Origin of the sequence: Nitratireductor sp. L15S-10, assembly GCF_045011005.1 — a bacterium.
GTDB lineage: Bacteria > Pseudomonadota > Alphaproteobacteria > Rhizobiales > Rhizobiaceae > Nitratireductor.
Genome location: NZ_CP120674.1, coordinates 1,940,626 through 1,963,699, shown reverse-complemented (window position 1 = coordinate 1,963,699; position 23,074 = coordinate 1,940,626). Strand labels below are relative to the sequence as shown.

Here is a 23,074-nt window from a genome sequence, read left to right as displayed (position 1 = left end):
CATTACGATACGCTTGGCTCATTTTGGGCATAGTGTCGGAGTACGAGGTTCCTCTGGTTTGCGTATGAGGCTCCGGCAGAGAGTAGCTGAGGTTTGGCGGTATGGCGCGTACAGTAGCAAAGAAGAATCAACCCAAGCGCGATTTTGCGAAGGAACTCGAGGATGCCCTCGACCTGGAGCTTGCAGACGGCTTGGAGAATGGCGACCTGGACATCGCCGCCTCCATGGAGGACCTGGAAGCGCAGATTTCTGCAGCGGCCGAGGAACTCGCGCGCGAAAATCGCGATCAGAACGGAGACGAGAAAGTCGCCGTGAGCGAGAAGAAAGACACCGCGCCATCCTCCAAGGAAACGGCTAAAAATGCCCCGGGCGCAAAGGCGAGCACTCCGGTTTCGACCGCCGCTGCGCCTGAGAAAGCCAGCAGCACCGTCGCCAGGCCCGAGAAATCCCAGGAAACCCCTGCCAACCGGAAGAACCTCACACCGGTCGATCCCGAGCCCGAGCACACTGCTGCCCAGCCATTTGCACCCGCCAACGACGACCGGGCCGGCGACTTCAGTGCAGTCATGCGCAAGTTCGACCGTCGCGCCCCGAACACTGCCTATTGGCTCGTCGCCATCCTTTCGGCCCTCTGGATTGGCGGCGGCCTTCTCCTCGGCCAGATGCTCTATGGCCCCGATCTTTGGCAAATCCGCTCTACCGATGCCCTTTTGGCGGCACCGCATGCAATCGCGCTGCTCGTAGGCATTGTCGTACCGGTCATCCTGTTCTGGGGCTTTGCCGTCATGGTGCGCCGCGCTCAGGAGATGAGGCTGGCCGCGCAATCAATGGCTGAGGCAGCCTTCCGCCTTGCCGAACCAGAAAACCTTGCCCACGAACGCATTATGACCGTTGGCCAGGCGGTTCGTCGCGAAGTGCAGGCGATGGGTGACGGCATGGATCGCACCCTCTCGCGCGCCGTGGAACTCGAAACACTGGTACACACCGAGGTAAGTGAACTTGAGCGCGCCTATTCGGAAAACGAAACGCGCATCCGCCATCTGGTGGATGGCCTCGGATCTGAGCGCGAAGGCATTGTAGGCCACGCAGAACGCGTTCGTGCGTCCATTGCCGGCGCACACGAGATTCTGAAAGATGAACTGGATACGGCCGGCGAGCGCATCCGCGCGACCATTGCCGATGCATCCCGACAACTTGCAGCCTCGGTGAACGCATCGAGCGAGGCCCTTCTGAAGCAGCTCGAGGGCACGGGTGGAAACCTCCACAAGGGCATTGACGATCGGATCCAAAGCCTTTCGGAGCGGATCACGACGTCGGGCGATGCCGTGGCAAGCCTTCTCGATACCCGCATCGCCTCCCTGACCAAGGGCACGGAAGATGCGACCCATAACCTCGCCACCTTGTTCGACACACGGATGGCCACCCTCGCGCAGAGGACGGACGAAGCCACCGAGAAGATTGGTGGCCTGCTCGATTCACGCGTCTCCGCGCTTGCCGATGGCGCCGAAGAAGCAGCCACCAAGCTTGGCAGCGTTCTCGACTCGCGCATCTCCACCTTCAGCCAGAACACGCAGGATGCCGAACAGACCCTGACAAAGGTTCTCGATTCGCGTCTCGGCACACTCACGAAGGAAACGCAGGAAGCCGCGCAGACACTCGGCAATCTGTTCGATGAGCGCATGGCTACCCTCGCCGAGCGCACGGACCAGACGACACGCTCGCTCAGTTCGCTGTTCGAGACCCGCAGTTCCGCTCTGATGTCTTCGCTGGGCGAGGCAACCGAATCTCTGACGAGTGAGTTCGACACCCGTCTCGGACAGTTGGAAAACGCCGTCACCGAGCGTGGCCGGGCTCTTATCGCCGAGTTCACCACGCGCGCCGAGGCGCTGGACGCGGGTACTCAGAAGCTGAACTCCGCTCTCGAAGCTCGGGCGCGTAGCATCAACGAGACCCTGGTCGAACGAACCCGGGAGATCGCGAACACCTTCGCCCAGGGCAAGGACGAGGTCTCGGCTGCTGTCGAGGCAGGCAAAACCGCCCTCAGCAGCGAGCTGTCCGACCTTGTGGCCTCGACCAGCATCATGCTGGAAAACACCGCAGGTGAGTTTGGCAAACGTCTCGACCAGAACTGGTCGCAGATGGCTGCCCAGTTCGACGAAGGCATTGAGCGTATCGACGCAACCCAGTCGCGCATGAGCGAGGCCGCGCAGCGTCAAATCCAGGCTTTCGAGGAGACACACCAGCGGCTCTCCGGCGCATTCAGCACGGATATGGAGAAACTCGATCTGGCACGCGCCACCTTCGAAGCCGGGATCGGCGAGCAGGTGCAGCAGCTAGCCAAGACACGTGACAGTTTTGGTGAAGCGCTCGACGCCAACATTGCCAGGATCGATGAACACCGCACCGCGCTCAACGCCGTGATCGAAGACGAAGCGATCCGCGTCAACGAGATCTTCACCAAGCAGACCGGGATCATCGAAGAGCGCACCCAGACAATGGAAAAAGCGCTTTCCATTGGCGTGGAAAATGTCCGCAGCACCCTGGAGAACAGCGCCGTTGTCGTTGCAGGCGCCCTGCGCGACAAGGTCATAGAGGCAACCTCGACACTGAACGAGGAAGCAGCCAAGGTGTTCGAAGATGCAGACAAGCGCATTGCCGCGCGCGCCGAACAGACCGCGTCAACCCTCGGCGCACGCATTGAGGACATCGACCGGACATTTGACGATGCCTCGGCTCGCTTTACCGAACGTGCCGGCGTCTTCGCGCAAACCTTCGCAGAGGTCGACGGCCGGATCGCGGCACGCCTTGAGACGACCGCGGAGACGTTGTCGCAGCATACCAAGACAATCACAGACACCTTTGATGCAGCGGATCGCAAGCTTCTGAACCGGGTCGACCAGACCACCGAGCAGCTCACGGCGCGCACCGAAGATCTCTCGAAGACCTTCGAGAGTTTCGACCAGCGCGTCATCGCCCGCACCCACCAGACATCGGCCGAGCTCGACGCACGTGCCAGTGCCATGAGTGAATCGCTTTCGCAACTTCAGGAACGCCTGTCGAACAGTGCAAGCATGATCGCCAGCGCGATTTCCGGAGGCATCAACGAAGCCGATACGCGTCTGCGCGAAAGTGCCGAATCGGTTGCGCAACACGTCAACCAGCAGCTCTCCACCACGCAGGCCCGCCTCGTTTCCACTGCCGACACGATCGCTCAGACCTTTGCATCGGTCGACGAGCACATCGGCAAACGTACGAACGAAACCGTATCGAGCCTGGAAGAACGCACCCGCGAGCTCAACGCCATCCTGGCGGGTCGCACCGCCGAAATGTCCCGTATCCTGGATGAGACGGCGAAGCCGCTTGTGGAACGTTTCGCTGCCAGCGGCGGCGAGCTGCGTGACAGCATTCAGGCGATCACGACGGAAACGACGCAGCGTCTGCAGTCAGAGAACGCTGCTCTCCTCAATGCGCTGACCAACCGGACGAACGAAGCTCTGTCGGCTTTCGAAAATGTACAGACGAACCTGACCGGACATATCGACGAGCTTCTTCAGAAACTCGGCGTTTCTGGCCAGCGTTTGGGTGCGTTGATTTCCACGGCGTCGAAGAATCTCTCTGAGGTAGACGAACGCCTCAGCACCACTGCGACCAGCTTTGCTGAGAATGCGGAAAAGGCTGCCGAGACCTTCTCCAATTCGGCGAGCCTCATCAATGCAAATTCCGGTCGTCTGGCCGACTTCTCCGACAGGACACTTCGCGAAATCTCGGCCATAGCAAGCCGCTTCGAAGATCACAGCAAGGTGCTGGAGACAGCATCGGAGCTTCTGGAGCGCGCGCAATCGGGCTTGAGCGGCAATCTTGAGGATCGCCAGAAAGCGCTGGAAGCCCTCGCCTCCGGCCTTGCGGAAAAATCCGAGCACATCGAGCGCACCATGAACGCGTTCGAGGATTTTGTTGCCCGCACGCTCACCACAGCCGAGGGGCGCACGCAGCAGTCCGTCGAAGGCATCCGTCAGTCGATTGCCGAGGTCGTCGAAGCTGCCACAAGCCGCTTTAGCGGAGCAACAGAAGAAATCCGGCGCACGGCTGCGGAGATCCGCAACGAACTCGAGCAGACGCGCAGTGACGTGAAGCGCGGCATTGCCGAATTGCCGGCAGAAGCCAAGCAATCCACTTCGGCTATGCGCAACGCGATCACGGAGCAGGTGAACGCGCTGAAGGAGCTTTCTGATATCGTATCCAAGTCCGGTCGGATGCATGGACGGGATCGAGCGGGCGAAAATCGCCTGCCGGCAGACACGCCTCCACTGCGCCAGCCGTCGCCTTCGCCTGCTCCGCAGGCACCGGCTGGAGCTGCGCAGCCCGTCATCGAGAGACCGCGGCAGACCACCGCTCCGGCGCCGCGCCCCACGGAGACCGCGCGTGCGCCGCAGCCAGCCAGCCAGCCAGCAGCAGGCGGCGGCTGGATTCGCGACCTCCTGCGCAGCGCTTCAAACGACGAAGGTCGCGACGAGCGCGAACGCCCGGCCTCGTCCGTTCAGAAAGAAGACCGGTCAGCCCTGCATGTTGTGGAATCGCTGAACTCGCTCTCCGTAGATATCGCCCGGGCCATCGATCATGAAGCGTCGATCGATCTTTGGGACCGCTATCGTCGCGGCGAGCGGAACGTCTTTACGCGGCGTCTCTATACGCTCAAGGGACAACAGACGTTCGATGAGATTCAGAACAAGTATCGTTCCGATCCCGAATTTCATGCTGCAGTCGATCTGTACTGCCGCGATTTCGAGAAACTGTTGCGGGATGTCTCCCGATCCGATCGCGACAATATGATGACCCAGACCTATCTGACCTCCGACACCGGCAAGGTCTACACAATGCTGGCTCATGCCAGCGGTCGCCTCCGCTAGAAGTCGGTTTAGAATCCAAATGAGCGAACGGGCCCCATGAGGGCCCGTTTTCTTTTGCGATAGCAGGATTCGGATCCGCGTCTCCTGCAGTCAGACATCGGTTGCGCCAACGCACAATTTCTGCAGGAACAAGACAATCCCTTTGCCCCTGACACATCATCGGCAGCTCTGGTAACCCTGACCTCAAGATTTCAGCCATTGTGAGATCCGTATGAAAGCCGTTCTTTTCGAAAGTTTTGCGCAAACGCCGCGGATCGCTACCCTGCCCGACCCGACGCCGGTCAACCACGGCGTGGTGATCAAGGTCCAGGCCACTGGGGTTTGCCGCAGCGACTGGCATGGCTGGATGGGGCATGACCCGGATATCCAGCTACCGCATGTCCCCGGTCATGAATTGGCTGGCACAGTGGAAGCCATCGGCAAGGATGTTCAGCGTTGGAAGATCGGCGATCGGGTCACCGTTCCCTTCGTCGGGGGATGCGGCACCTGCCCCGAGTGCCACGCTGGCCACCAGCAGGTCTGCCACAATCAGTTCCAACCGGGCTTTACCCACTGGGGCTCGTTTGCAGAATTCGTCGCCATCGATCAGGCCGACCTCAATCTCGTCGCACTGCCTGAAACCATGGATTTCGTGACCGCGGCCAGCCTTGGCTGCCGTTTCGCAACGTCGTTTCGGGCGGTGGTGGATCAAGGCAGGGTTTCTGCCGGTCAATGGGTGTCAGTCCACGGCTGCGGAGGCGTCGGACTTTCCGCTATCATGATAGCCGACGCACTGGGAGCAAATGTGGTAGCTGTAGACATCGCCGACGACAAGCTTGAACTTGCATGTCGACTTGGCGCCACAAAGGCCATCAACGCCACCAAGGTGCCCAGTGTCGCTGAAGCGATCTTCGACCTGACAAATGGTGGCGCGCATCTCTCAATCGATGCGTTGGGTCACCCCCAGACCTGCTTCAACTCCATAGTCTGCCTGCGTCGACGTGGCAGGCATGTTCAGGTGGGATTGATGCTGGCCGAACACAGCACTCCGCAAGTGCCAATGGCCAGGATCATCGCGCATGAACTGGAACTGCTTGGCAGTCACGGCATGCAGGCACATCGATACGACGCGATGCTGGCCATGGTGCAATCGGGTAAACTCGCTCCAGATCAGCTTGTGGGACGAGAGATCAGCCTTGAAGAATCAATCCACGCCCTGATGGAAATGAACCGCTTCCAATCTGTCGGAGCCACCGTGATCAGCCGCTTTTGAGCCAAGCAGGCCTTCGGCCTCAGATATTGGAGACAGTCCAGTCCACCAGCCCGGCCATGGCCGTGCCGAAGGCACGGTCGAGCGCCGAGGCGAACGCTTGCCCGCCGTTTCCGCTCACGGGCACCGACGCGCTGAATATGCGGGAAGCCCGCACCACCCCGTTTCGATCATTCAGAATGCGAACGAAGATCTCGACTTCAGCGCGATCCTGCCCGTCGACACGAACATTGAAGGCGCGCAGGTCTGCCAGAATCTGGTAATCGATAGCCAGACCCTCGCCTGGCATACCGACACCTCCAAAGCGGCCCGAGCGCTGATAGAGATCGGCCATACGCGTCTGGACAATCCTCGGCAGGCGATCTGCCCACCGCACACCGCCAAGATACTGGATGGCGCCGCTTGACGTTTTAACGACAATATCCTGCCCATCCAGCATCTTTATGGCGGTGGGCTCAGTAACCAGGATTTGCTTCCGGCTGACGCGACGCCCATCCTGCGACACCGAGGGTGTGGTGAGGTCAAACGCATCGACAGGCGCAGGCCCGCCACCTGGCAAGGCAGCACAGCCGGACAGAACGCCCCCCAGCGCCAGCAGCGCAATAATCCTCGCCCTCGTCCTCAACAACCGCTCCTCAATCCGAACGCCGGTGAACCCGGCGGGACCAGCCCCTGAAATCGTTCAAAAAACTAAAGGCCCTATCCCAACTGGTTTGGGGTGATGCCGCATGAATGTCAACGTCGCACCCGCCCGTCATAACGACGAATTGTCCCCTCTCCGCCGGTTATGATGCGCTGCGGGTTTTGCTCGAAGTCCGTGACAGCACTTTCAATCCGGTTGATGGAGCGGCGAGCGTCGCGCACCAGCGACTCGACTTCTCGCAATCCGCCGCCCGAAAAGCGCTCGAGATTTCCGGAGATCGCATCGACCCGAACCGTAAGTGTTTCAGCCATCTTGCGAAACGATTTGAGTGTCTCACGCGCATCGGCCATGAGGCCTTCACCGTCACCGGATTCGAGCATGCCGTCGAGCTTGGCGAGAACCGAATCCAGCCGCACCGACGACTTGTTCAGCTGGCTGGCCAATTCGCTGGCATTGGTTATGAACTGATCGATGTCTTCTTTGCGCTTGTCCACAGTTTCGCTGACATCGGCGATGCTTTTGGCTGCCCGGTTCACCGTGGCGCTTGCCTCTTCGAAATTTCCGACGGCGGATTTCACCGTAGCGGGATCCACGCTGTCCAGAACACCATCAAGCTTGGCTAGCGTTTGGTTGGCGTTGGTCGAAAATGTACCGATCGAGCGCACGGTCTCCTCAACACTGGACATGACCGTATCGATGTTGCGGCTCGCCTTCTCCAGTCGACCGGAAAACTCGTCAAAATTGCTCACCATGGATGAAATCTTGTCGCGATCGACCGAAGCGATCAATTCCTCGGCGGCCTTCAGAGTGCTGTCGAGTTGACCCGACACGTTAGAGATCGTCTCTGAAAGCGAACTCACATTCGCAAGAAATGAATCGATGCCGGACGCGTTGCGCTCCAGGGCCTCGGAGAATCGCTGGACGTTTTTGACCGTGTCCGTCAGCGGTTGCCGGGCGTCCTTTGTAAATCCTTCAAGCTGCGACACCACATTGTCGGCCCGCGTCAAAAGGCTCTGCGCGGTCTGAAGAAGATTGGTGACAGCCGAAGGGCTCGCCTGAATTTCCGCGACCGTATCCTGCTCTTCTGCCAGATCAAAGAGGTTGGGCTCTCTGGGGTTGCCACCGGTCAGCTCGATGTTGGCCGTGCCCGTAAGCCCGGCCAATCCGACATCTGCCTTCGTGGATTGTGTGATCGGGGTCAGGCGGTCGACCTCCGCATCGGCGATCGCAACGCTTGGGTTGGAAAGATCCAGATAAACGCGTCGAACATCGCCCACCTTTACGCCGTTGAAGAGCACCGCGCTGCCACGCGAAAGACCGGATGCAGAGCCAGGAATTCTGAACCGCAGCACAGCCGTATCGCCCCGGTCCCCTATATTCGCGCTCCAGTACACGAAACCGAATGCAGCCAGAATGACCAGCACGGTAAAGAAGCCGACAAGAACGTAGTTGGCTCTGGTTTCCATGGTAACCTGCTAATCTCTCGCGGTACGGTCGATCTGCCGAGCCCGCTTTCCTCTAAAATAGGCTTTCACCCAAGGATCGTCGCATGCAAGCATGTCCTCGACCGTGCCTTCCACGAGCACACGTTTGCCACCCAAAACGGCAATGCGGTCGCACGCCGTCAAGAGACTATCGAGATCGTGCGTGACCATATAGACGGTCAGGCCCATCGTGTCGCGCAGTTTCCCGACAAGTTCATCGAACTCGGCCGCGCCGATCGGGTCAAGACCGGAGGTCGGCTCATCCAGGAATACGATATCCGGGTCCAGCGCAAGCGCGCGGGCGAGCGCTGCGCGCTTGATCATGCCGCCCGAGAGTTCGGAGGGATATTTCGGCGCCGCACTACGCGGCAGGCCGACGAGCTCGAGTTTCAGGTAAGCCAGTTCATCCATCAGTGCGCGCGGCAGATCCAGATATTCACGCATCGGCACCTGGATGTTCTCAAGGACCGTGAGTGCTGAAAACAACGCGCCGTGCTGAAACAGCACACCCTGATGCATGTCGACTTTCAGCCGCTCTTCATCCGTCGCCGCATCGAGATCCTGTCCCAGCAGGTGAATGGTTCCCGACCTTTTTCGGATAAGACCGAGGATCGTCCGCAACAGCACAGACTTTCCCGCGCCCGAAGCCCCGACAAAGCCCAGAATTTCACCACGGTACACGTCAAGCGAAAGACCGTCGAGCACCAGCGTGTCACCGAACCCCACTGTCACATCACGCACGGAAAGAACCACATCCCGGGACTGCACCGCCTGCTCTTCCTGCCGTTGTTCGATCAGCACCATCCCGCCACCTAAAAATCGATTGCCGCGTAGAAAATGGCGAACATTCCGTCCACGACGATCACCACGAAAATGGCCTTGACCACCGACGCGGTGACATGTGTTCCCAGTGACTCTGCGCTTCCCCCCACCTTCATGCCTTCGATTGAAGCGATAATCCCGACGATCAGAGCCATGAAGGGTGCCTTGATCAAGCCGGCAAAAATCGTTGAAAGATCGATGGAATCCCTCAGACGATCGATGAATGCCTCCGGTGGGATGCCAGAGTAAAGCCAGGCGATCAGCATCGCGCCGCCGAGCGCTGCGAAATTGGCAACGATGGTGAGACAGGGAACTGCCACCATGAGTGCCACGAGACGTGGAAAGACGAGAACACCGACCGGATTAAGACCGATCACGGTCAGCGCATCCACTTCTTCGCGCATCTTCATGGAGCCGATTTCAGCGGTGATCGCGCTGCCGGAACGGCCGGCGATCATGATCGCGGTCATCAGCACCCCGAGCTCGCGCAGAATGAGGATCCCAACCAGGTCGACAACAAAGATTTCCGCGCCGAAATAACGCAGCTGGAACGCACCCTGTTGGGCGATGATGGCGCCGACGATGGCCGACATCAGCACGATAATCGGCACCGCGCCCACCCCCATCCGATCAATCTGGTTGACGATGGCGGCTGGATTAATGGCGTGCGCGCGGCCAAGCTTCATCTGGGCGCCGCCTATGGTAGCCCCCAGAATATGAGCGCCATAGACGATATCGTCCCGCGCCTCGTACATTGCGTGGCCGATACGCCCCAACAGATTGACAAGCAGCGAGCCTTTTTCCTGAGGCCTGCTTTCGCTGTCCTGTTCGACCGCGCCCCGCACTGCCGGCAGAAGTATCTTGGCGGCCTCGCTTTCGCCGCTGATGGAGACCTCGGCCCCGCGCCTCTGATGCGCATAGACGAGGCGCTCGATGATCCAGGCTCCTGCCGTATCGAGGCTGCTGATACCGGAAAGATCCATCAGGACGCGCTGTGGCTCATCCTGCGCTTCCAGTTTGCGCATACGGGCATCGACCCGCGCAACGGTGCGTGTGTTCCAGGCGCCGGTCAGGCGGCATGAAAGCACACCGTCTTCGGTGCCTGTCTCCAGGTGAGGTTCCTCACTCTGGCCGGCCGGGCTCCCCGCGTCGCTTGCGTCGTCAACGGAATTGGTCAACATGGCACCATCATTAGTGTGGAGCAGGTCCAAAGGGAACCGCTTGCCGGCTCACAGAGCCTCCATATAAGGCATGTTCCTCTGATAATTGAGATTTTTGCGAGAAGAAGGGCGGAAATGACACGCGAACTGGCCACAGGCACCGAGAGCTTTCCCATAGCTGGCGTTTTCACGATCTCCAGGGGGTCGCGCACGGAGGCGCGAGTCGTCACCTGCACGGTGAGTGAAAACGGCGTCCGTGGGCAGGGCGAATGTGTGCCCTACCCTCGTTACGGCGAATCTGAAGAGAGCGTGATCAGCCAGATCGAAGCAGTGCGTGGAGACATCGCCAACGGCATCACCCGCGCCGATCTTGTCAAATCCATGCCTGCCGGAGCCGCGCGCAACGCTGTCGACTGCGCATTGTGGGATCTGGAAGCGAAACTCTCCGGTCGGCGCGCTTCCGTAACCGCATGCACCATTCCGCCGCGCCCATTGCAGACGGCCTACACGATTTCTCTTGCGGAACCCGAGGAGATGGCTGCCCAGGCGCGCGCGCACGCAACCCGCCCGCTGTTGAAGGTCAAGCTCGGCGGCGAAAATGATGCAGCGCGCATTCATGCTGTCGCAGGCGCTGCCCCCGACAGCCGCCTGATCGTGGATGCGAATGAAGGCTGGACAGAGAACAATATCCGCGAGAATATTTTGGCGGCGGCGGAATTCCACGTTGCTCTTATCGAACAGCCCCTGCCCGCCGGAAAAGACGAGATCCTGCGCGAAATTCCACATCCTGTGCCAATCTGCGCGGACGAAAGCGTCCACACCGCCGATAGCCTTCCAGACCTCGCGGGGCTCTATGACTTCGTCAACATCAAACTCGACAAGACGGGTGGCCTTACCGCCGCACTGGAATTGCGAGACCGCGCCCGTAAAATGGGCTTCGGCGTGATGGTCGGATGCATGGTGGGTACGTCGCTCGCCATGGCGCCGGCTGTTCTTCTTGCACAGGGCGCCGACTACGTGGATCTGGACGGGCCACTGCTTCTGGCCAAGGATCGCCCCCATGGGCTTTCCTATTCCGGCTCGCTGGTCTCGCCGCCTTCGCCTCAACTTTGGGGCTAGAATTGTTCCGGGGCTAGAAGCGCTTCGGGGGTCAGGGTCGTTCAGGCGGCCTTGATCCGGTCTCTCTGGAACGCAGTCACCACACCGTTTTCCCGAACGTCGCCGGCAACAGGTTGCGCATCGAGAATCTGTGCCCACGTAATGATTTCGAAACGACCATCGAAATGTTCCACCAGGGCTGTGCAACTCTCCACCCAGTCTCCCGTGTTCATGTAGGTGACCCCGCCGATATCCTCCATCGCAGCATGGTGGATATGGCCGCAAATAACACCATCAACCTCGGACCGCTGGGCTTCCTGCGCAAGCACATCCTGGAACGAACTTATGAATTTTACAGCCTTCTTGACCTTGATCTTCGCCCATGAGGAAAAAGACCAGTAAGGGCGCCCAAGCACACGCCGTACGCGCCCGATCACGCGATTGACGACTATGGCAAGATCGTAAGCCTTGTCGCCGAGATAGGCGAGCCAGCGTACATTATGCACGACCTGGTCAAACTGATCGCCGTGAATGACGAGGAACCTACGTCCGTCGCTCGTCTCGTGAACCACCCTGTCTGCCACGACGATTCCGCCGAAATGGACGCCCTGAAACGAGCGCAGAAATTCATCGTGGTTCCCGGCGATATAGGTAATCTCGGCTCCTTTGCGCGCCTTGCGCAGGAGCTTCTGCACCACGTCATTGTGTGCTGCTGGCCAGTGCCATGATCGCCTGAGGCGCCAGCCATCGACGATGTCACCGACCAGATAGATCTTCTCTGCATCGTGGTAGCGCAGAAAATCGATCAGAAACTCGGCTTTCGCCGGTTTCGAGCCGAGGTGAACGTCTGAAATGAAGAGTGCGCGAAATCTGCGGTGTTCAGCGCCGGTCATTGTCCCGCCTGAGCCTTGTTAAGTCGCGCATTCTATGGCCCGATTCATGTCACAGACATATGACGACTACCGTTTCAATACGGAAAATCGGCTCCATCAGACCACGAAATATCCGGTCGGCGCATGATTCCAGCGCATGAAACTGCTTCACGACATTCAACGCTGGAAAAAGCCTCTGCGAGCGCCTAAGCACAGGAGATGAATCAGACCATGTAAGCGTCGCGATCTTTTCAAAAGTCTGGGCGACGCTTGGATGCAATGCCGCAAGCCAAACGGCCACGCCGCCAGAGCCATAATGTGGAGCCGCCAATGTCGTCCGACAACAAGAAGCAGCAGCGATCAGAATTTGACGAAGCCGCGCTCTTCTTTCACCGTTACCCCACCCCCGGCAAACTGGAAATCCAGGCGACCAAGCCCTTGGGCAATCAACGCGATCTGGCCCTGGCTTATTCGCCCGGCGTAGCCGCCCCCTGTATGGCAATCCATGACGATCCGAAGAGCGCTGCCGACTACACGGCCAGAGCGAACCTTGTGGCCGTGGTCTCCAACGGTTCGGCAGTGCTGGGGCTCGGCAATATCGGTCCACTTGCATCCAAGCCGGTAATGGAAGGCAAGGCTGTCCTCTTCAAGAAATTTGCCGGCATCGATGTGTTCGACATCGAGATCGACGCGCCCGAAATCGACCGCATGGTCGAAACCATCGCTGCCCTCGAACCAACCTTCGGTGGCATCAACCTGGAAGATATCAAGGCGCCCGAATGCTTCGAAGTCGAGGAACGGCTGAAGGCCCGCATGGGCATTCCCGTATTCCACGATGATCAGCATGGCACCGCTATCATCGTGGCCGCCGCCGTGCTGAACGGTCTCGAACTGGCTGGCAAGGACATTGCTACCGCCAGGATCGTTTCGTCCGGTGCGGGAGCGGCTGCGCTTGCCTGCCTCAATCTGCTTGTTTCGCTCGGCGCAAAAACCGAGAACATCTGGCTGACCGACCGGCACGGTGTCGTTTACGAAGGCCGCACGGAAGAGATGGATCGCTGGAAAGCGCCCTATGTGAAGGATACCGACGCCCGGAATCTGGTTGACGTGATTGGCGGCGCGGATGTGTTTCTCGGGCTCTCGGCGGCTGGTGTTCTCAAGCCGGAAATGCTGGCGAACATGGCCGAAAAGCCGCTGGTCCTCGCGCTCGCCAATCCCGTGCCCGAAATCATGCCGGACGTGGCACGTGAGGCAAGGCCCGATGCCATGATCTGCACCGGGCGCTCGGACTTTCCGAACCAGGTGAACAACGTTCTGTGCTTCCCCTACATCTTTAGAGGAGCGCTCGATGTCGGGGCGACCGCGATTAACGAGGAGATGAAGCGTGCCGCCGTGAAGGCAATCGCCGGTCTGGCTCGCGAAGAGCCCTCTGATGTCGCAGCGCGCGCCTATTCCGCCGAGACGCCCATCTTCGGACCGGATTTCCTTATTCCCTCACCTTTTGACCCCCGTCTCATCCTGCGCATTGCACCGGCGGTTGCGGAAGCGGCGATGAAAAGCGGTGTCGCAGCCCGCCCGATTGAAGATATGGACCAGTATCTCGATCGGCTGAACCGCTTCGTGTTCCGCTCGGGCCTGGTGATGAAACCCGTATTCTCCGCAGCCAAGGTCGCGGGAACGAAGCGCGTCATCTACGCGGACGGAGAAGATGAGCGTGTTCTGCGGGCAGCACAGGTCGTGATTGAGGAAGGCATTGCCGAGCCCATCATCATCGGCCGCCCGCATGTGGTGGAAACGCGCCTGAAGCGTTATGGCCTGCGCATTCGACCCGGCGAGGACTTCGCCATCATCAACCCGGAAGACGACCCACGCTATCGCGACTATGTCGATCTGCTGGTGCAGCTGGCGGGCCGGCGCGGCGTGACACCGGAGGCTGCTCGGACACTCGTCCGCACCAACACGACGGTCATCGCCGCCATCGCCATGATGCGCGATGAGGCCGACGCCATGATCTGCGGTCTTGAAGGGCGCTTTGAAAAACACCTGCGCTATGTCGACATGATCATCGGCAAGCGCGAAGGCGTGTGCGATCTCTCCACCCTTTCCATGCTGATCTCGCAGTTCGGTGTAACATTCTTCACCGACACCTATGTCACCCTTTGCCCAACGGCATCCGAGATCGTGGAAACGACGATCCTGGCGGCCGAAGAAATTCGGCGCTTCGGCATCGAACCAAAGGCGGCGCTGTTGTCGCACTCCAATTTCGGCTCACGCGATTCAGAGAGCTCGATCAAGATGCGCGAAGCCGCTCTGACGCTGAAGCGCGTCGCGCCCGATCTTGTATCCGATGGTGAAATGCACGGCGATTCCGCGCTCTCGGAAGTGTTGCGCCAGCGCGTCTTTCCGCAGGCGTCGCTCTCCGGCGAGGCCAATCTTCTCGTCTTCCCGAACCTTGACGCAGCCAATATCACGCTAACCACGCTGAAGATCATGACTGATGCGCTGCATGTCGGTCCTATCCTGCTTGGAACGGCCATGCCCGCGCACATTCTGACACCTTCGGTCACCTCGCGCGGGGTTGTGAACATGACTGCTCTGGCAGCCGTGGAAGCATTGCAAAAAAGCAAGGCGGTCATGACCAGCTGAGTGCCAGTCGCGCGCCGGAATGAATTGAGAGGCGCATCGGAGAAAGACTGATGTCTCTAACCGTAGCTTAACCTGGTTGCCTTATCTTCGCGGCTCAACCGGTGATGTATAGCAAAGCGCGATGCGGACTGCTCGCGCGGCAGCCGGAAAGTGCAGGCGGGGCACAAGATGCGTCTGGGTGGTAAATACCTGTTGCGATTGATTTTACTGGCTTTTACAGCCATGCCAGTCGTAGCGATCACAATTTCTCCTGCCCAAACGGCATCGCGCATTTGCAAGACACTTGAAGCGCGGCTCGCAGCCATGCCCTCCGGATCCTCCAGCAAAAGCCGGAACTACTCTCGAGCCATAGCGAAGCAGCAACAACAGCTTGGCATCGTGCGTGCGCGCATGAAGCAGGCGAAATGTGGCTTCGGCATTTTCGGCAATCGAATTCCTGAATGCGCTCAGCTGAGAAAGTCGGCTGCGAGCATGGAGAACAACCTCGCAAAACTGCGCAGGCAGCAAGGCCGTATCGGTGGCGGCTCCGAAGCTCAACGCTCGCGAATTCAGGCAAGGCTGAAAGCCAACGATTGCTATGACAAGGGTGCCGTAAAAACGCGCAAAAAAAAGCAAAGAGCGCAGCAAGCAAAGCACGCCATCGGCGGCCCGCAAGCGGCAGCGCCCCAGCACGGTTTTTCAAACCATGTGCGTGCGGTCGTGCGACGGGTACTATTTCCCAATCTCGTTTTCAGTGTCCAGGGACAAATTCTCCCGGGATGAGAAGACCTGCATGGCGCGTTGCCCTGGAGCAGAAGTCGCACTCTATGCACATGACGTTTTGAACGAGGAAGCCGAGGACATGATTTCGACGGCAGACGGCACCCCGTACCGTGAGTTGCCGAAAGCATTCAGCTACCGTCGAACAGGGGTTTCTCGCGAAACGTGCAGCTGCCGTAAGGACAGACGGTTTACAATCCTGGCAGGAGAAAAAGCGGTCGATACCGAGAGCGCCTCAACTCAAGAGACCACTCACTCGTCAGACACCCAGGTGGTGGCCAAGGAGACAACCGGGGAAACGACATCAAGCTTTTATGTGGCGGTGCCTCCGAAACAGGAGTCAGCACAAAGTGAAATCGCAGGACCGATCCTGGACGACACTCCTCAATCTCGCTCGTTCGATGATGAAGCAGCCCAACGCCGCGTCAGGATAGTCGGGCCAGCGTTTCTTCCCGACCCAAAAGAGGCAATAGACCTGCGAGCTCCGGACCCTGCTCCCGCCCCGTAAGGGCAATGCGCAGCGGCATGAAGAGCCCGCGCCCCTTGCGCCCGGTCTCGGCCTTGACTGCTCCGGTCCACGCGCGCCAGGTGTCCGCATCCCACGGTTCCTGCGGCAGATGTTTTGCGGCGGCCCGGACAAATTCCCGATCCTCTATCGGCAGATCCGCATGCTCGACCGGGCTTTTCTTTACAATCCGCCACCAATCTTCTGCTTCGGAAACCGTCTCAAGGTTGCCGCGGACGGCGAGCCAGAAAGCCTCTGCATCCTCCCCGGCGATGCCCAGCCGCGAAAGACGGGCTGCTACCTGGCCGAATGGCAAAGCCTGAATGAGGTGTCGGCTGAGGCCCGATAATTCAGCAGGATCAAATTTCGCCGCCGACCGAGACGTGGAAGTCGGGTCAAAAAGCGCGGCCAGTTCTTCCATTGAGGGGGCTGCCGTCACGTTCTCCGACGTGCCGATAAGCACCGCCAGAGAAGCGACCGCCATGGGCTCTATTCCGGCCTCACGCAGGCTGGCGATGGAAAGGGCGCCTGTACGTTTTGACAGTCCCTCACCCGATGCGGTTGTCAAAAGATTGTGATGTCCAAAAGCCGGCGGCTGCGCCTCAAGCGCCCGGAACAGGGCAATCTGGGCGCCCGTGTTCGTTACATGGTCGTCACCGCGGATGATATGCGTCACGCCTAGATCAATATCATCGACCACCGAGGGTAGCGTGTAGAGATACGTGCCATCGGCGCGGATCAGTACGGGATCCGACATGGAAGCGAGATCAACAGTCTGCGGACCGCGGACAACGTCATCCCAATGCACCTCAGTTCGGCTGGGCGCAAATGGGTCGTCAGAGTAATTCGGCAGCAGAAAGCGCCAGTGCGGCTTGCGCCCCTCGGCCTCCATTGCAGCCTTTTCATCGTCGGTTAGCTTTAGCGCTTCACGGCCATAAACAGGTGGCAGGCGGCGTGAAAGCCGGATCTTGCGGCGGCGCTCGAGTTCTTCCGTGGTCTCGTAGCAGGGATAAAGAAGACCAGCGGCCTTTAACTTCTCGACGGCCGCGTCGTAGTGGGCGAAACGATCAGACTGGGCGACGGTGAGGTCCGGGTTGATCCCGAGCCAATCGAGATCACGGGCGATGCCATCGGCGTATTCCTTTCGGGAACGCTCCACATCCGTATCGTCGAAACGCAGAATAAATCGCCCACCCTGCTTCTTCGCGTAAAGCCAGTTGAAGAGCGCGGTGCGCGTATTGCCGATATGGATGTGGCCGGTCGGAGACGGCGCGAAACGAACGGTGACTGTCATGGGTGCGGGCCTATCCAAAAGCGCTGCAATTGGCAAGGAGAACCGGCTATGCGGCTAGCTGTCGGGCAGCGAGGCCACGGGATACAAACAGAAGCATCACGCAGGCTGCAAGGCAGTAAATCCCCATTATCCCGATCTGAAGCGGATAGCTGACGCCGCGATCAATCAGGAATCCGGTAATGCCCGGGCCCATGGCGGTTGCGAAGACCATGATGGCCACGGTCAGCGCCCGGATGGAACCCAGATGCCTGATTCCATAGACCTCCGGCCACAGCGCACCGAAGAGAGTGGATGAAAACCCATAGGAGACACCCATCAGACCCATAAAGACAAACGCACTCCATTGGGCATCGCTGGCCGCAAGTATGAGACAGGCCGAGCCAAGTGGAATGAGGAAGCCGGGAAGAAGCGCGACCGCAGAAAACCGGTCGATCAATTGTCCGGAGATCAGCGCGAATACAACCGTCATCGAGGCCATGAAGGTGAAGGAAGAGGCAAACACCTCCAGCGACCAGCCACGCAATTCCACCAGATAAACCTGATGGAAGAAGATCGTGGTGCCGATAAAGCCCGGCGCCATGACACCTAGCAGGAGCAGGTAGAAGACGGGATCGCGCAGAACCTCGCCGCGCGTCCAGTCGCGTGTGGTGCTGCGACGTTCGGCAGGATCGCTGGCGCGTGGCGCACGCTCAACGGCGACCAAGCCGGAAATGACCGGCAAGGCAAACAGCAGAAGCAGGGCTGCGGCAATGAACCAGCTGTTGCGCCAGCCGACGAGAGCAGCCACCGCAACGAAGGCCAAAGGCAGAATTGCCTCACCCACATTGTGGCCGAGGGTCGCGACAGACACCGCGCGCCCGCGCTGCGCAGAAAACCAGCGCCCCATCGCCGTCAATGAATTGTGCGTCATCATCCCCTGCCCGAACAGCCGCAGCATGTAGATCGTCACCACCAGAACGAGGAGTGAATGCGATAGCGCCATGAAGATGCAGGCCAGCGCCAGAAGGGGAATGATGATGAGAGTGACCTTGCGCGCCGGGTAGCGGTCAACGATCTGTCCCAGTCGCGGCAGGGTGAAAGCGCTGGCCAATGTCGCCACCATGTATAGCGTGCCAAACGCGCCGTGGGAGAGGCCATACTCTTCGCGGATCTCACCTGCAGAAAGCGAAATGAAGAATGTCTGCCCGAACGACGAAAATAGCGTCAGAAGAAATCCGCCCGCAAGCCAGCGCGCGTTCTCGCGAAGAAAGTTCAGGTAGGACATGAAAAGCTCTGATGTTTGACCCGTGAGGTCGTGGGACTGCCGCAGATGCGGTTTGGCGCATCCTAGCCCGCCAATGCGAATGCGCAATGGGCCAGTCAACACAAGCCCTCTTGCACAAAACATAAGAATCAACTTATGTTTATACCCATGACGGAAGCAGAGATATTTAAAGCTTTGGCGGATCCCACGCGGCGGCAAATTATGGAGCGACTGTGCGGCGGCGAGCGTAACGCGACCGAATTGCGCGAAGGCCTGGCGATGTCGCAACCCGCAGTGTCGCAGCATCTCGCCGTTTTACGCGGCGCTGGGTTGATCGAAGAACAAAAACTGGGCCGGCAGATACGCTATCGCATCAAGACTGGAGGGATGGAGCCGGTGCTTGATTGGCTGACACGCTATCGCGCCTTCTGGCCGGCGCGGGTCGACAAACTCAAAACGCTGCTCAGGGAGATGGATCAATGAGCGACGCCAAAGACGATAATGCAAATGAAAACATCGTTCTGGAGTATTTTTTGGAATCATCTCCCGAGAAGGTCTGGCGCGCGATTACCATTCCCGAGCTGGTAGAAATCTGGCTTGGGAAGCCGGATGAAGCAACAGGCACGCGGGACTATGAAATTCTCGACACGATACCTTTTTCCAGGGTTCGCTATGCCTGGCGCGACACCGAGACGAATATGCCGCACACCCTGGTGACCTTCGAAATCCGACCGGCAGAAAACGGAAAGACCTGGTTTCGACTGACCCATAGCCCGCGCGCCCTGCCCCGCATGGCGGCAAACAGCAATGGAAGCCCCACGGCGCTCGCCGCCTGAGGTCCATCCTAACGACATCGACAACAAGGAGATCGCGCATGCGCGACACGATGGCGCTCGTCCCCATGGTCGTGGAGCAATCACCGAGAGGCGAACGCTCTTTCGACATCTACTCCCGGCTCCTGCGGGAGCGGATCATCTTTCTGAATGGCGAGGTGAATGACGATTCGGCCGCGCTCGTCTGCGCGCAGCTCCTGTTTCTGGAATCGGAAAACCCGGAACGGGAAATTTCCTTCTACATCAACTCGCCGGGCGGCGTCGTATCGAGCGGCTTTGCCATCTATGACACGATGAACTTCATCAACAGTCCCGTGGCAACTGTTTGCATGGGCACGGCAGGTTCCATGGGATCATTCCTCCTGATGGCGGGCGCGCCTGGTCGACGTGCGGCCCTTGCCAATGCCAGCATCGTTCTCCACCAGCCTTCCGGCGGGTTTCGTGGCCAGGCATCCGACGTGCAGCGCCACGCAGAAGATATTTTGAAGCTGAAGCGCAGGCTGATCCGGCTCTATGCGGACCATTGCGGGCGCACTGAAGAGGACGTGGAGCGCACGCTCGACCGAGATTTCTTCATGACTGCACAGGAAGCCTGTGACTGGGGCCTCGTTGACCGGGTCTATTCAACCCGGAAGGAGCTGGAAGCGCAATCGAATACGGTGCCTTCTCAAGAGAAGTAAGGAAGCAAGGAAAGCATACACTTAGGAGCGATCCCTGAATCGGTTTGTGATCGGATAACGGCGGTCACGGCCAAAATTCTTCCGGGTAATCTTCACACCGGGTGCAGCCTGCCGGCGCTTGTATTCGGCAATATAGAGAAGATGTTCGATCCGGTGCACCGTTTCGCGGTCGTGCCCGCGCGCCACGATCGCGTCGACACTCATTTCTCCTTCAACGAGACATTCCAGAATGTCGTCGAGCACCGGATAGGGGGGCAGGGAATCCTGGTCCGTCTGATCCGGACGAAGCTCGGCAGACGGTGCCTTGTCGATGATGTTTTGCGGAATGACCTCACCCGAAGGCCCGAGCGCGCCGGGCGGAACGGTCGTGTTGCGCCAGGCCGACAGGGCATAGACCTGCATCTTGTACACATCCTTGATGGGGTTGAAGCCGCCATTCATGTCGCCATAGAGCGTGGCGTAGCCGACGGACATCTCCGATTTATTTCCCGTGGTCACGACCATGGAGCCGAACTTGTTCGAGACGGCCATCAGGATGGTGCCGCGGGTGCGGCTTTGCAGGTTTTCCTCCGTCACACCTTCTTTGGTTCCCTCGAAGAGTTGGCCAAGCGCGTTGGAGAACCCATCCACCGGTTCAAAGATGGGAACGATGTCGTAGCGGCAGCCGAGCGCACGGGCACAGTCTTCCGCATCCTTGAGCGAATCCTTGGAAGTATAGCGGTACGGCATCATGATGCAGCGGACCCGCTCCTCGCCCAGTGCATCGACCGCCAGCGCGGCACAAATGGCAGAATCGATGCCCCCCGAAAGACCCAGAACGACATTCTTGAAGCCATTCTTGTTTACATAATCGCGCAGGCCCAGCATGCAGGCTCGATAGTCGGCTTCTTCCTTCTCGGGGATTTTCGACATGGGACCGTCATCGCAGCGCCACCCCTCTCCCTCGCGTTTCCAGGTCGAGATGGAAACCGCTTCCTCGAACTGGCTCATCTGAAACGCGAGAGACTTGTCAGCCTGAATGGCAAAGGACGCCCCGTCGAAGACCAGTTCGTCCTGTCCGCCAAGCTGATTGGCATAGAGTATGGGCAACCCACTTTCGATGACCTGACGAATGACCACCTGATGGCGCACTTCAACCTTGCCGCGGTAATAGGGCGAGCCGTTCGGCACAAGGAGTAACTCTGCGCCCGATTCAGCCAGCGTCTCACAAACATCGAGGTCGCCCCAGATGTCCTCGCAAACTGGAATTCCAATGCGGACACCGCGAAAATTCACCGGTCCCGGCATATGCGGGCCTGGCTGAAAGACACGCTTTTCATCGAATTCGCCGTAATTGGGCAGGTCGAGCTTGAAGCGCTCGGCGACCACCTCGCCGCCATCCAGCACCATCACCGCATTGTGCAGCCCGCTGTCGCGTTTCAGCGGCACCCCTATGATAACGCCCGGACCACCATCCCTTGTCTCTTCAGCAAGCTCGCGAACCGCCCTTTCGCACGCGTCGACAAAGGCTGGCTTCAGCACCAGATCTTCCGGCGGATAACCGGCAATGAAAAGCTCGGTGAAGAGAAGGAGGTCGGCACCATGACGGGCTGCATCCGCCCTTGCCTCTCGTGCCTTTGACAGGTTGCCAGCCACATCGCCCACAATCGGATTGAGCTGAGCGGTGGCAATGCGCAGAATGTCGGAAGGGGCAGACTTGGGGGCCATGACGTTCCTGTTCGATGTGTCTGAGGACGCGAAGTGCCTTAAGCGTGTAGCCGTTGCCCCCCCTGCTGGCAACACTGCAGCTCTGGTCAGATACCCACACCCAGCCCCTCTTCGCTGCGATCGAGAATGAGCGGAATGATCAGGTCTTCCTCATCGCCCAGATGACGCAGGAGCATGGCGAGCAGCGCCTCGTTTTCGCTCGCATAGGCGTCTGCGGAAAAGCGTTCGCGACCGTTGTTTGCCTGAAGCGCCTGCAGGAAGGACGTGCCGGCCTGTGCATTGCGCTCCAACGCATCGTGGATCACATGGTGATCGCTATCGAGCAAATCAAAGCCGCGCTTCATGCGCGGCTCGGCTTTCGCGAAAACCGGGAAGTAGTGCGTATCCTCGATATGATGGTGCCCCTGAAGCTGTTGAAGAAAAAACCGCAGCCTCGGAGCAAACCAGCGCGCAAAATCATGCGGAGCGAACTTATCCTCCCGATAGTCTGCGACACCGGCCTTCAACATTCCGCCAAGCTCACGAAACATGTCATGGCGCTGCAGCCAGAACCGCGCCATCTCGCCAAGATTGGGGTGTGTCTGCCAGTCCTCACGAGGGTACTTTTCCACGAGATAACGCAGGTCCGCGGGGAGGCCGACGCGCGTTTCAAGCTTCAAAGGCTCCGGAACTTCAGTCACTTCTCCTCACACTCGTCCGCGACGATCACGCTGGGGCTACCGCGCAGATATTGCGGCAACCCATCCGAGATATCGTAAAAATCGCCTCTGTCGGCCACGAATATATGGCTTTCAGCAGTCAGTCCGGAAGGCGGGTCGAATGCACCAGCCAGAATGGAGATCTTCTCGGCCTCAAGCCGTTTCCAGAACAGGGCCGAACCGCATGTCCTGCAAAATCCACGTCGCGCAAAATCGGAAGCCGCGTACCAGGTGAGATGATCCTCGCCCTCGATGACGACGTTGGAGACGTCGACATCCGTCGCTGCGTAGTAAAGCCCCGTCTGCTTGCGGCATTGCGAGCAATGACAATAAACCACCCCGCGCAATGCGCCCCTGGTACGAAAACGGACCGCACCGCACAGGCACGATCCGCTACATTCTTTTGTCATGGCTCTCTCCCATCACGATCAAGTCGTATCAGGGACCATGTTTACCAGCGGCACGCCGCACGCG

At 59.2% G+C, this 23,074-nt stretch carries 19 protein-coding genes; 9 read left to right on the top strand and 10 right to left on the bottom strand.

Annotated elements, in window-relative coordinates; genetic code table 11:
- Positions 1 to 101: 101 nt before the first annotated feature.
- Together P2W41_RS09335 and P2W41_RS09330 are read left to right on the top strand one after the other, a co-directional pair.
- Complete coding sequence (locus P2W41_RS09335; protein WP_292895899.1) at positions 102 to 4,907, top strand: hypothetical protein; 4,806 nt, start codon at positions 102 to 104, stop codon at positions 4,905 to 4,907.
- Positions 4,908 to 5,118: 211 nt separating this feature from the next.
- On the top strand, positions 5,119 to 6,159 hold the full coding sequence (locus P2W41_RS09330; protein WP_404933002.1) for a zinc-dependent alcohol dehydrogenase family protein: 1,041 nt from the start codon (positions 5,119 to 5,121) through the stop codon (positions 6,157 to 6,159).
- A gap of 19 nt (positions 6,160 to 6,178) precedes the next feature.
- Here the strand turns inward: P2W41_RS09330 and P2W41_RS09325 are convergent, their stop codons facing one another.
- From P2W41_RS09325 to P2W41_RS09310, 4 genes are all read right to left on the bottom strand, one after another.
- Positions 6,179 to 6,781 (bottom strand): ABC-type transport auxiliary lipoprotein family protein, encoded by a 603-nt coding sequence (locus tag P2W41_RS09325; protein ID WP_292895903.1) that lies wholly within the window; start codon positions 6,779 to 6,781, stop codon positions 6,179 to 6,181.
- 110 nt (positions 6,782 to 6,891) lie between these two features.
- Positions 6,892 to 8,265 (bottom strand): MlaD family protein, encoded by a 1,374-nt coding sequence (locus tag P2W41_RS09320; protein ID WP_404933001.1) that lies wholly within the window; start codon positions 8,263 to 8,265, stop codon positions 6,892 to 6,894.
- A 9-nt stretch (positions 8,266 to 8,274) separates the two neighbouring features.
- A complete protein-coding gene (locus P2W41_RS09315; RefSeq protein WP_404933000.1) occupies positions 8,275 to 9,087 on the bottom strand; it encodes an ABC transporter ATP-binding protein in 813 nt (270 codons plus the stop codon).
- 8 nt (positions 9,088 to 9,095) lie between these two features.
- Positions 9,096 to 10,286, bottom strand: coding sequence for an ABC transporter permease (locus tag P2W41_RS09310; protein ID WP_292895909.1), 1,191 nt, complete (start codon positions 10,284 to 10,286; stop codon positions 9,096 to 9,098).
- 114 nt (positions 10,287 to 10,400) lie between these two features.
- Between P2W41_RS09310 and dgcA the strand changes: the two genes are divergently transcribed.
- Positions 10,401 to 11,384 (top strand): N-acetyl-D-Glu racemase DgcA, encoded by a 984-nt coding sequence (gene dgcA, locus P2W41_RS09305; protein ID WP_404932999.1) that lies wholly within the window; start codon positions 10,401 to 10,403, stop codon positions 11,382 to 11,384.
- Between the two features lie 41 nt (positions 11,385 to 11,425).
- Here dgcA and P2W41_RS09300 read toward each other — a convergent pair whose 3' ends face one another.
- Positions 11,426 to 12,256: a UDP-2,3-diacylglucosamine diphosphatase gene (locus tag P2W41_RS09300; protein WP_292895913.1), complete on the bottom strand. Its 831-nt coding sequence runs from the start codon at positions 12,254 to 12,256 to the stop codon at positions 11,426 to 11,428.
- Between the two features lie 309 nt (positions 12,257 to 12,565).
- On the opposite strand from P2W41_RS09300, the gene P2W41_RS09295 reads away from it, so the two are divergent.
- The 3 genes from P2W41_RS09295 (at position 12,566) to P2W41_RS09285 (ending at position 16,148) form a co-directional block, all read left to right on the top strand.
- Positions 12,566 to 14,881 carry an NADP-dependent malic enzyme gene (locus P2W41_RS09295; protein WP_404932998.1) on the top strand — a complete coding sequence of 772 codons (2,316 nt, stop codon included), beginning with the start codon at positions 12,566 to 12,568 and terminating at the stop codon, positions 14,879 to 14,881.
- A 168-nt stretch (positions 14,882 to 15,049) separates the two neighbouring features.
- Complete coding sequence (locus P2W41_RS09290; protein WP_404932997.1) at positions 15,050 to 15,643, top strand: hypothetical protein; 594 nt, start codon at positions 15,050 to 15,052, stop codon at positions 15,641 to 15,643.
- Complete coding sequence (locus tag P2W41_RS09285) at positions 15,567 to 16,148, top strand: DUF2865 domain-containing protein (RefSeq protein WP_404932996.1); 582 nt, start codon at positions 15,567 to 15,569, stop codon at positions 16,146 to 16,148. The genes P2W41_RS09290 and P2W41_RS09285 overlap by 77 nt, the downstream gene beginning before the upstream one ends.
- Here the strand turns inward: P2W41_RS09285 and gltX are convergent.
- Together gltX and P2W41_RS09275 are read right to left on the bottom strand one after the other, a co-directional pair.
- On the bottom strand, positions 16,066 to 17,439 hold the full coding sequence (gene gltX / locus P2W41_RS09280) for a glutamate--tRNA ligase (RefSeq protein ID WP_404932995.1): 1,374 nt from the start codon (positions 17,437 to 17,439) through the stop codon (positions 16,066 to 16,068). The genes P2W41_RS09285 and gltX overlap by 83 nt on opposite strands.
- A 46-nt stretch (positions 17,440 to 17,485) precedes the next feature.
- Positions 17,486 to 18,703, bottom strand: coding sequence for an MFS transporter (locus P2W41_RS09275; RefSeq protein ID WP_404932994.1), 1,218 nt, complete (start codon positions 18,701 to 18,703; stop codon positions 17,486 to 17,488).
- 147 nt (positions 18,704 to 18,850) lie between these two features.
- Here P2W41_RS09275 and P2W41_RS09270 point away from each other — a divergent pair, with 147 nt between their 5' ends.
- The 3 genes from P2W41_RS09270 to P2W41_RS09260 are packed head-to-tail and all read left to right on the top strand — an operon-like array spanning position 18,851 to position 20,195.
- Positions 18,851 to 19,165, top strand: a complete 315-nt coding sequence (locus P2W41_RS09270; RefSeq protein ID WP_404932993.1) for an ArsR/SmtB family transcription factor — start codon at positions 18,851 to 18,853, stop codon at positions 19,163 to 19,165.
- Positions 19,162 to 19,518, top strand: coding sequence for an SRPBCC domain-containing protein (locus P2W41_RS09265; RefSeq protein ID WP_292895925.1), 357 nt, complete (start codon positions 19,162 to 19,164; stop codon positions 19,516 to 19,518). The genes P2W41_RS09270 and P2W41_RS09265 overlap by 4 nt, the downstream gene beginning before the upstream one ends.
- A gap of 38 nt (positions 19,519 to 19,556) precedes the next feature.
- On the top strand, positions 19,557 to 20,195 hold the full coding sequence (locus P2W41_RS09260) for an ATP-dependent Clp protease proteolytic subunit (protein ID WP_292895926.1): 639 nt from the start codon (positions 19,557 to 19,559) through the stop codon (positions 20,193 to 20,195).
- Positions 20,196 to 20,216: 21 nt separating this feature from the next.
- Here the strand turns inward: P2W41_RS09260 and P2W41_RS09255 are convergent, their stop codons facing one another.
- The 3 genes from P2W41_RS09255 to P2W41_RS09245 form a co-directional block, all read right to left on the bottom strand.
- Complete coding sequence (locus tag P2W41_RS09255) at positions 20,217 to 21,902, bottom strand: NAD+ synthase (protein WP_292895928.1); 1,686 nt, start codon at positions 21,900 to 21,902, stop codon at positions 20,217 to 20,219.
- Between the two features lie 86 nt (positions 21,903 to 21,988).
- Positions 21,989 to 22,582 carry a hemerythrin domain-containing protein gene (locus tag P2W41_RS09250; protein WP_404932992.1) on the bottom strand — a complete coding sequence of 198 codons (594 nt, stop codon included), beginning with the start codon at positions 22,580 to 22,582 and terminating at the stop codon, positions 21,989 to 21,991.
- Positions 22,579 to 23,010 carry a GFA family protein gene (locus P2W41_RS09245; RefSeq protein ID WP_292895932.1) on the bottom strand — a complete coding sequence of 144 codons (432 nt, stop codon included), beginning with the start codon at positions 23,008 to 23,010 and terminating at the stop codon, positions 22,579 to 22,581. Before P2W41_RS09245 ends, P2W41_RS09250 begins: the two co-directional genes overlap by 4 nt.
- Positions 23,011 to 23,074: the final 64 nt, after the last annotated feature.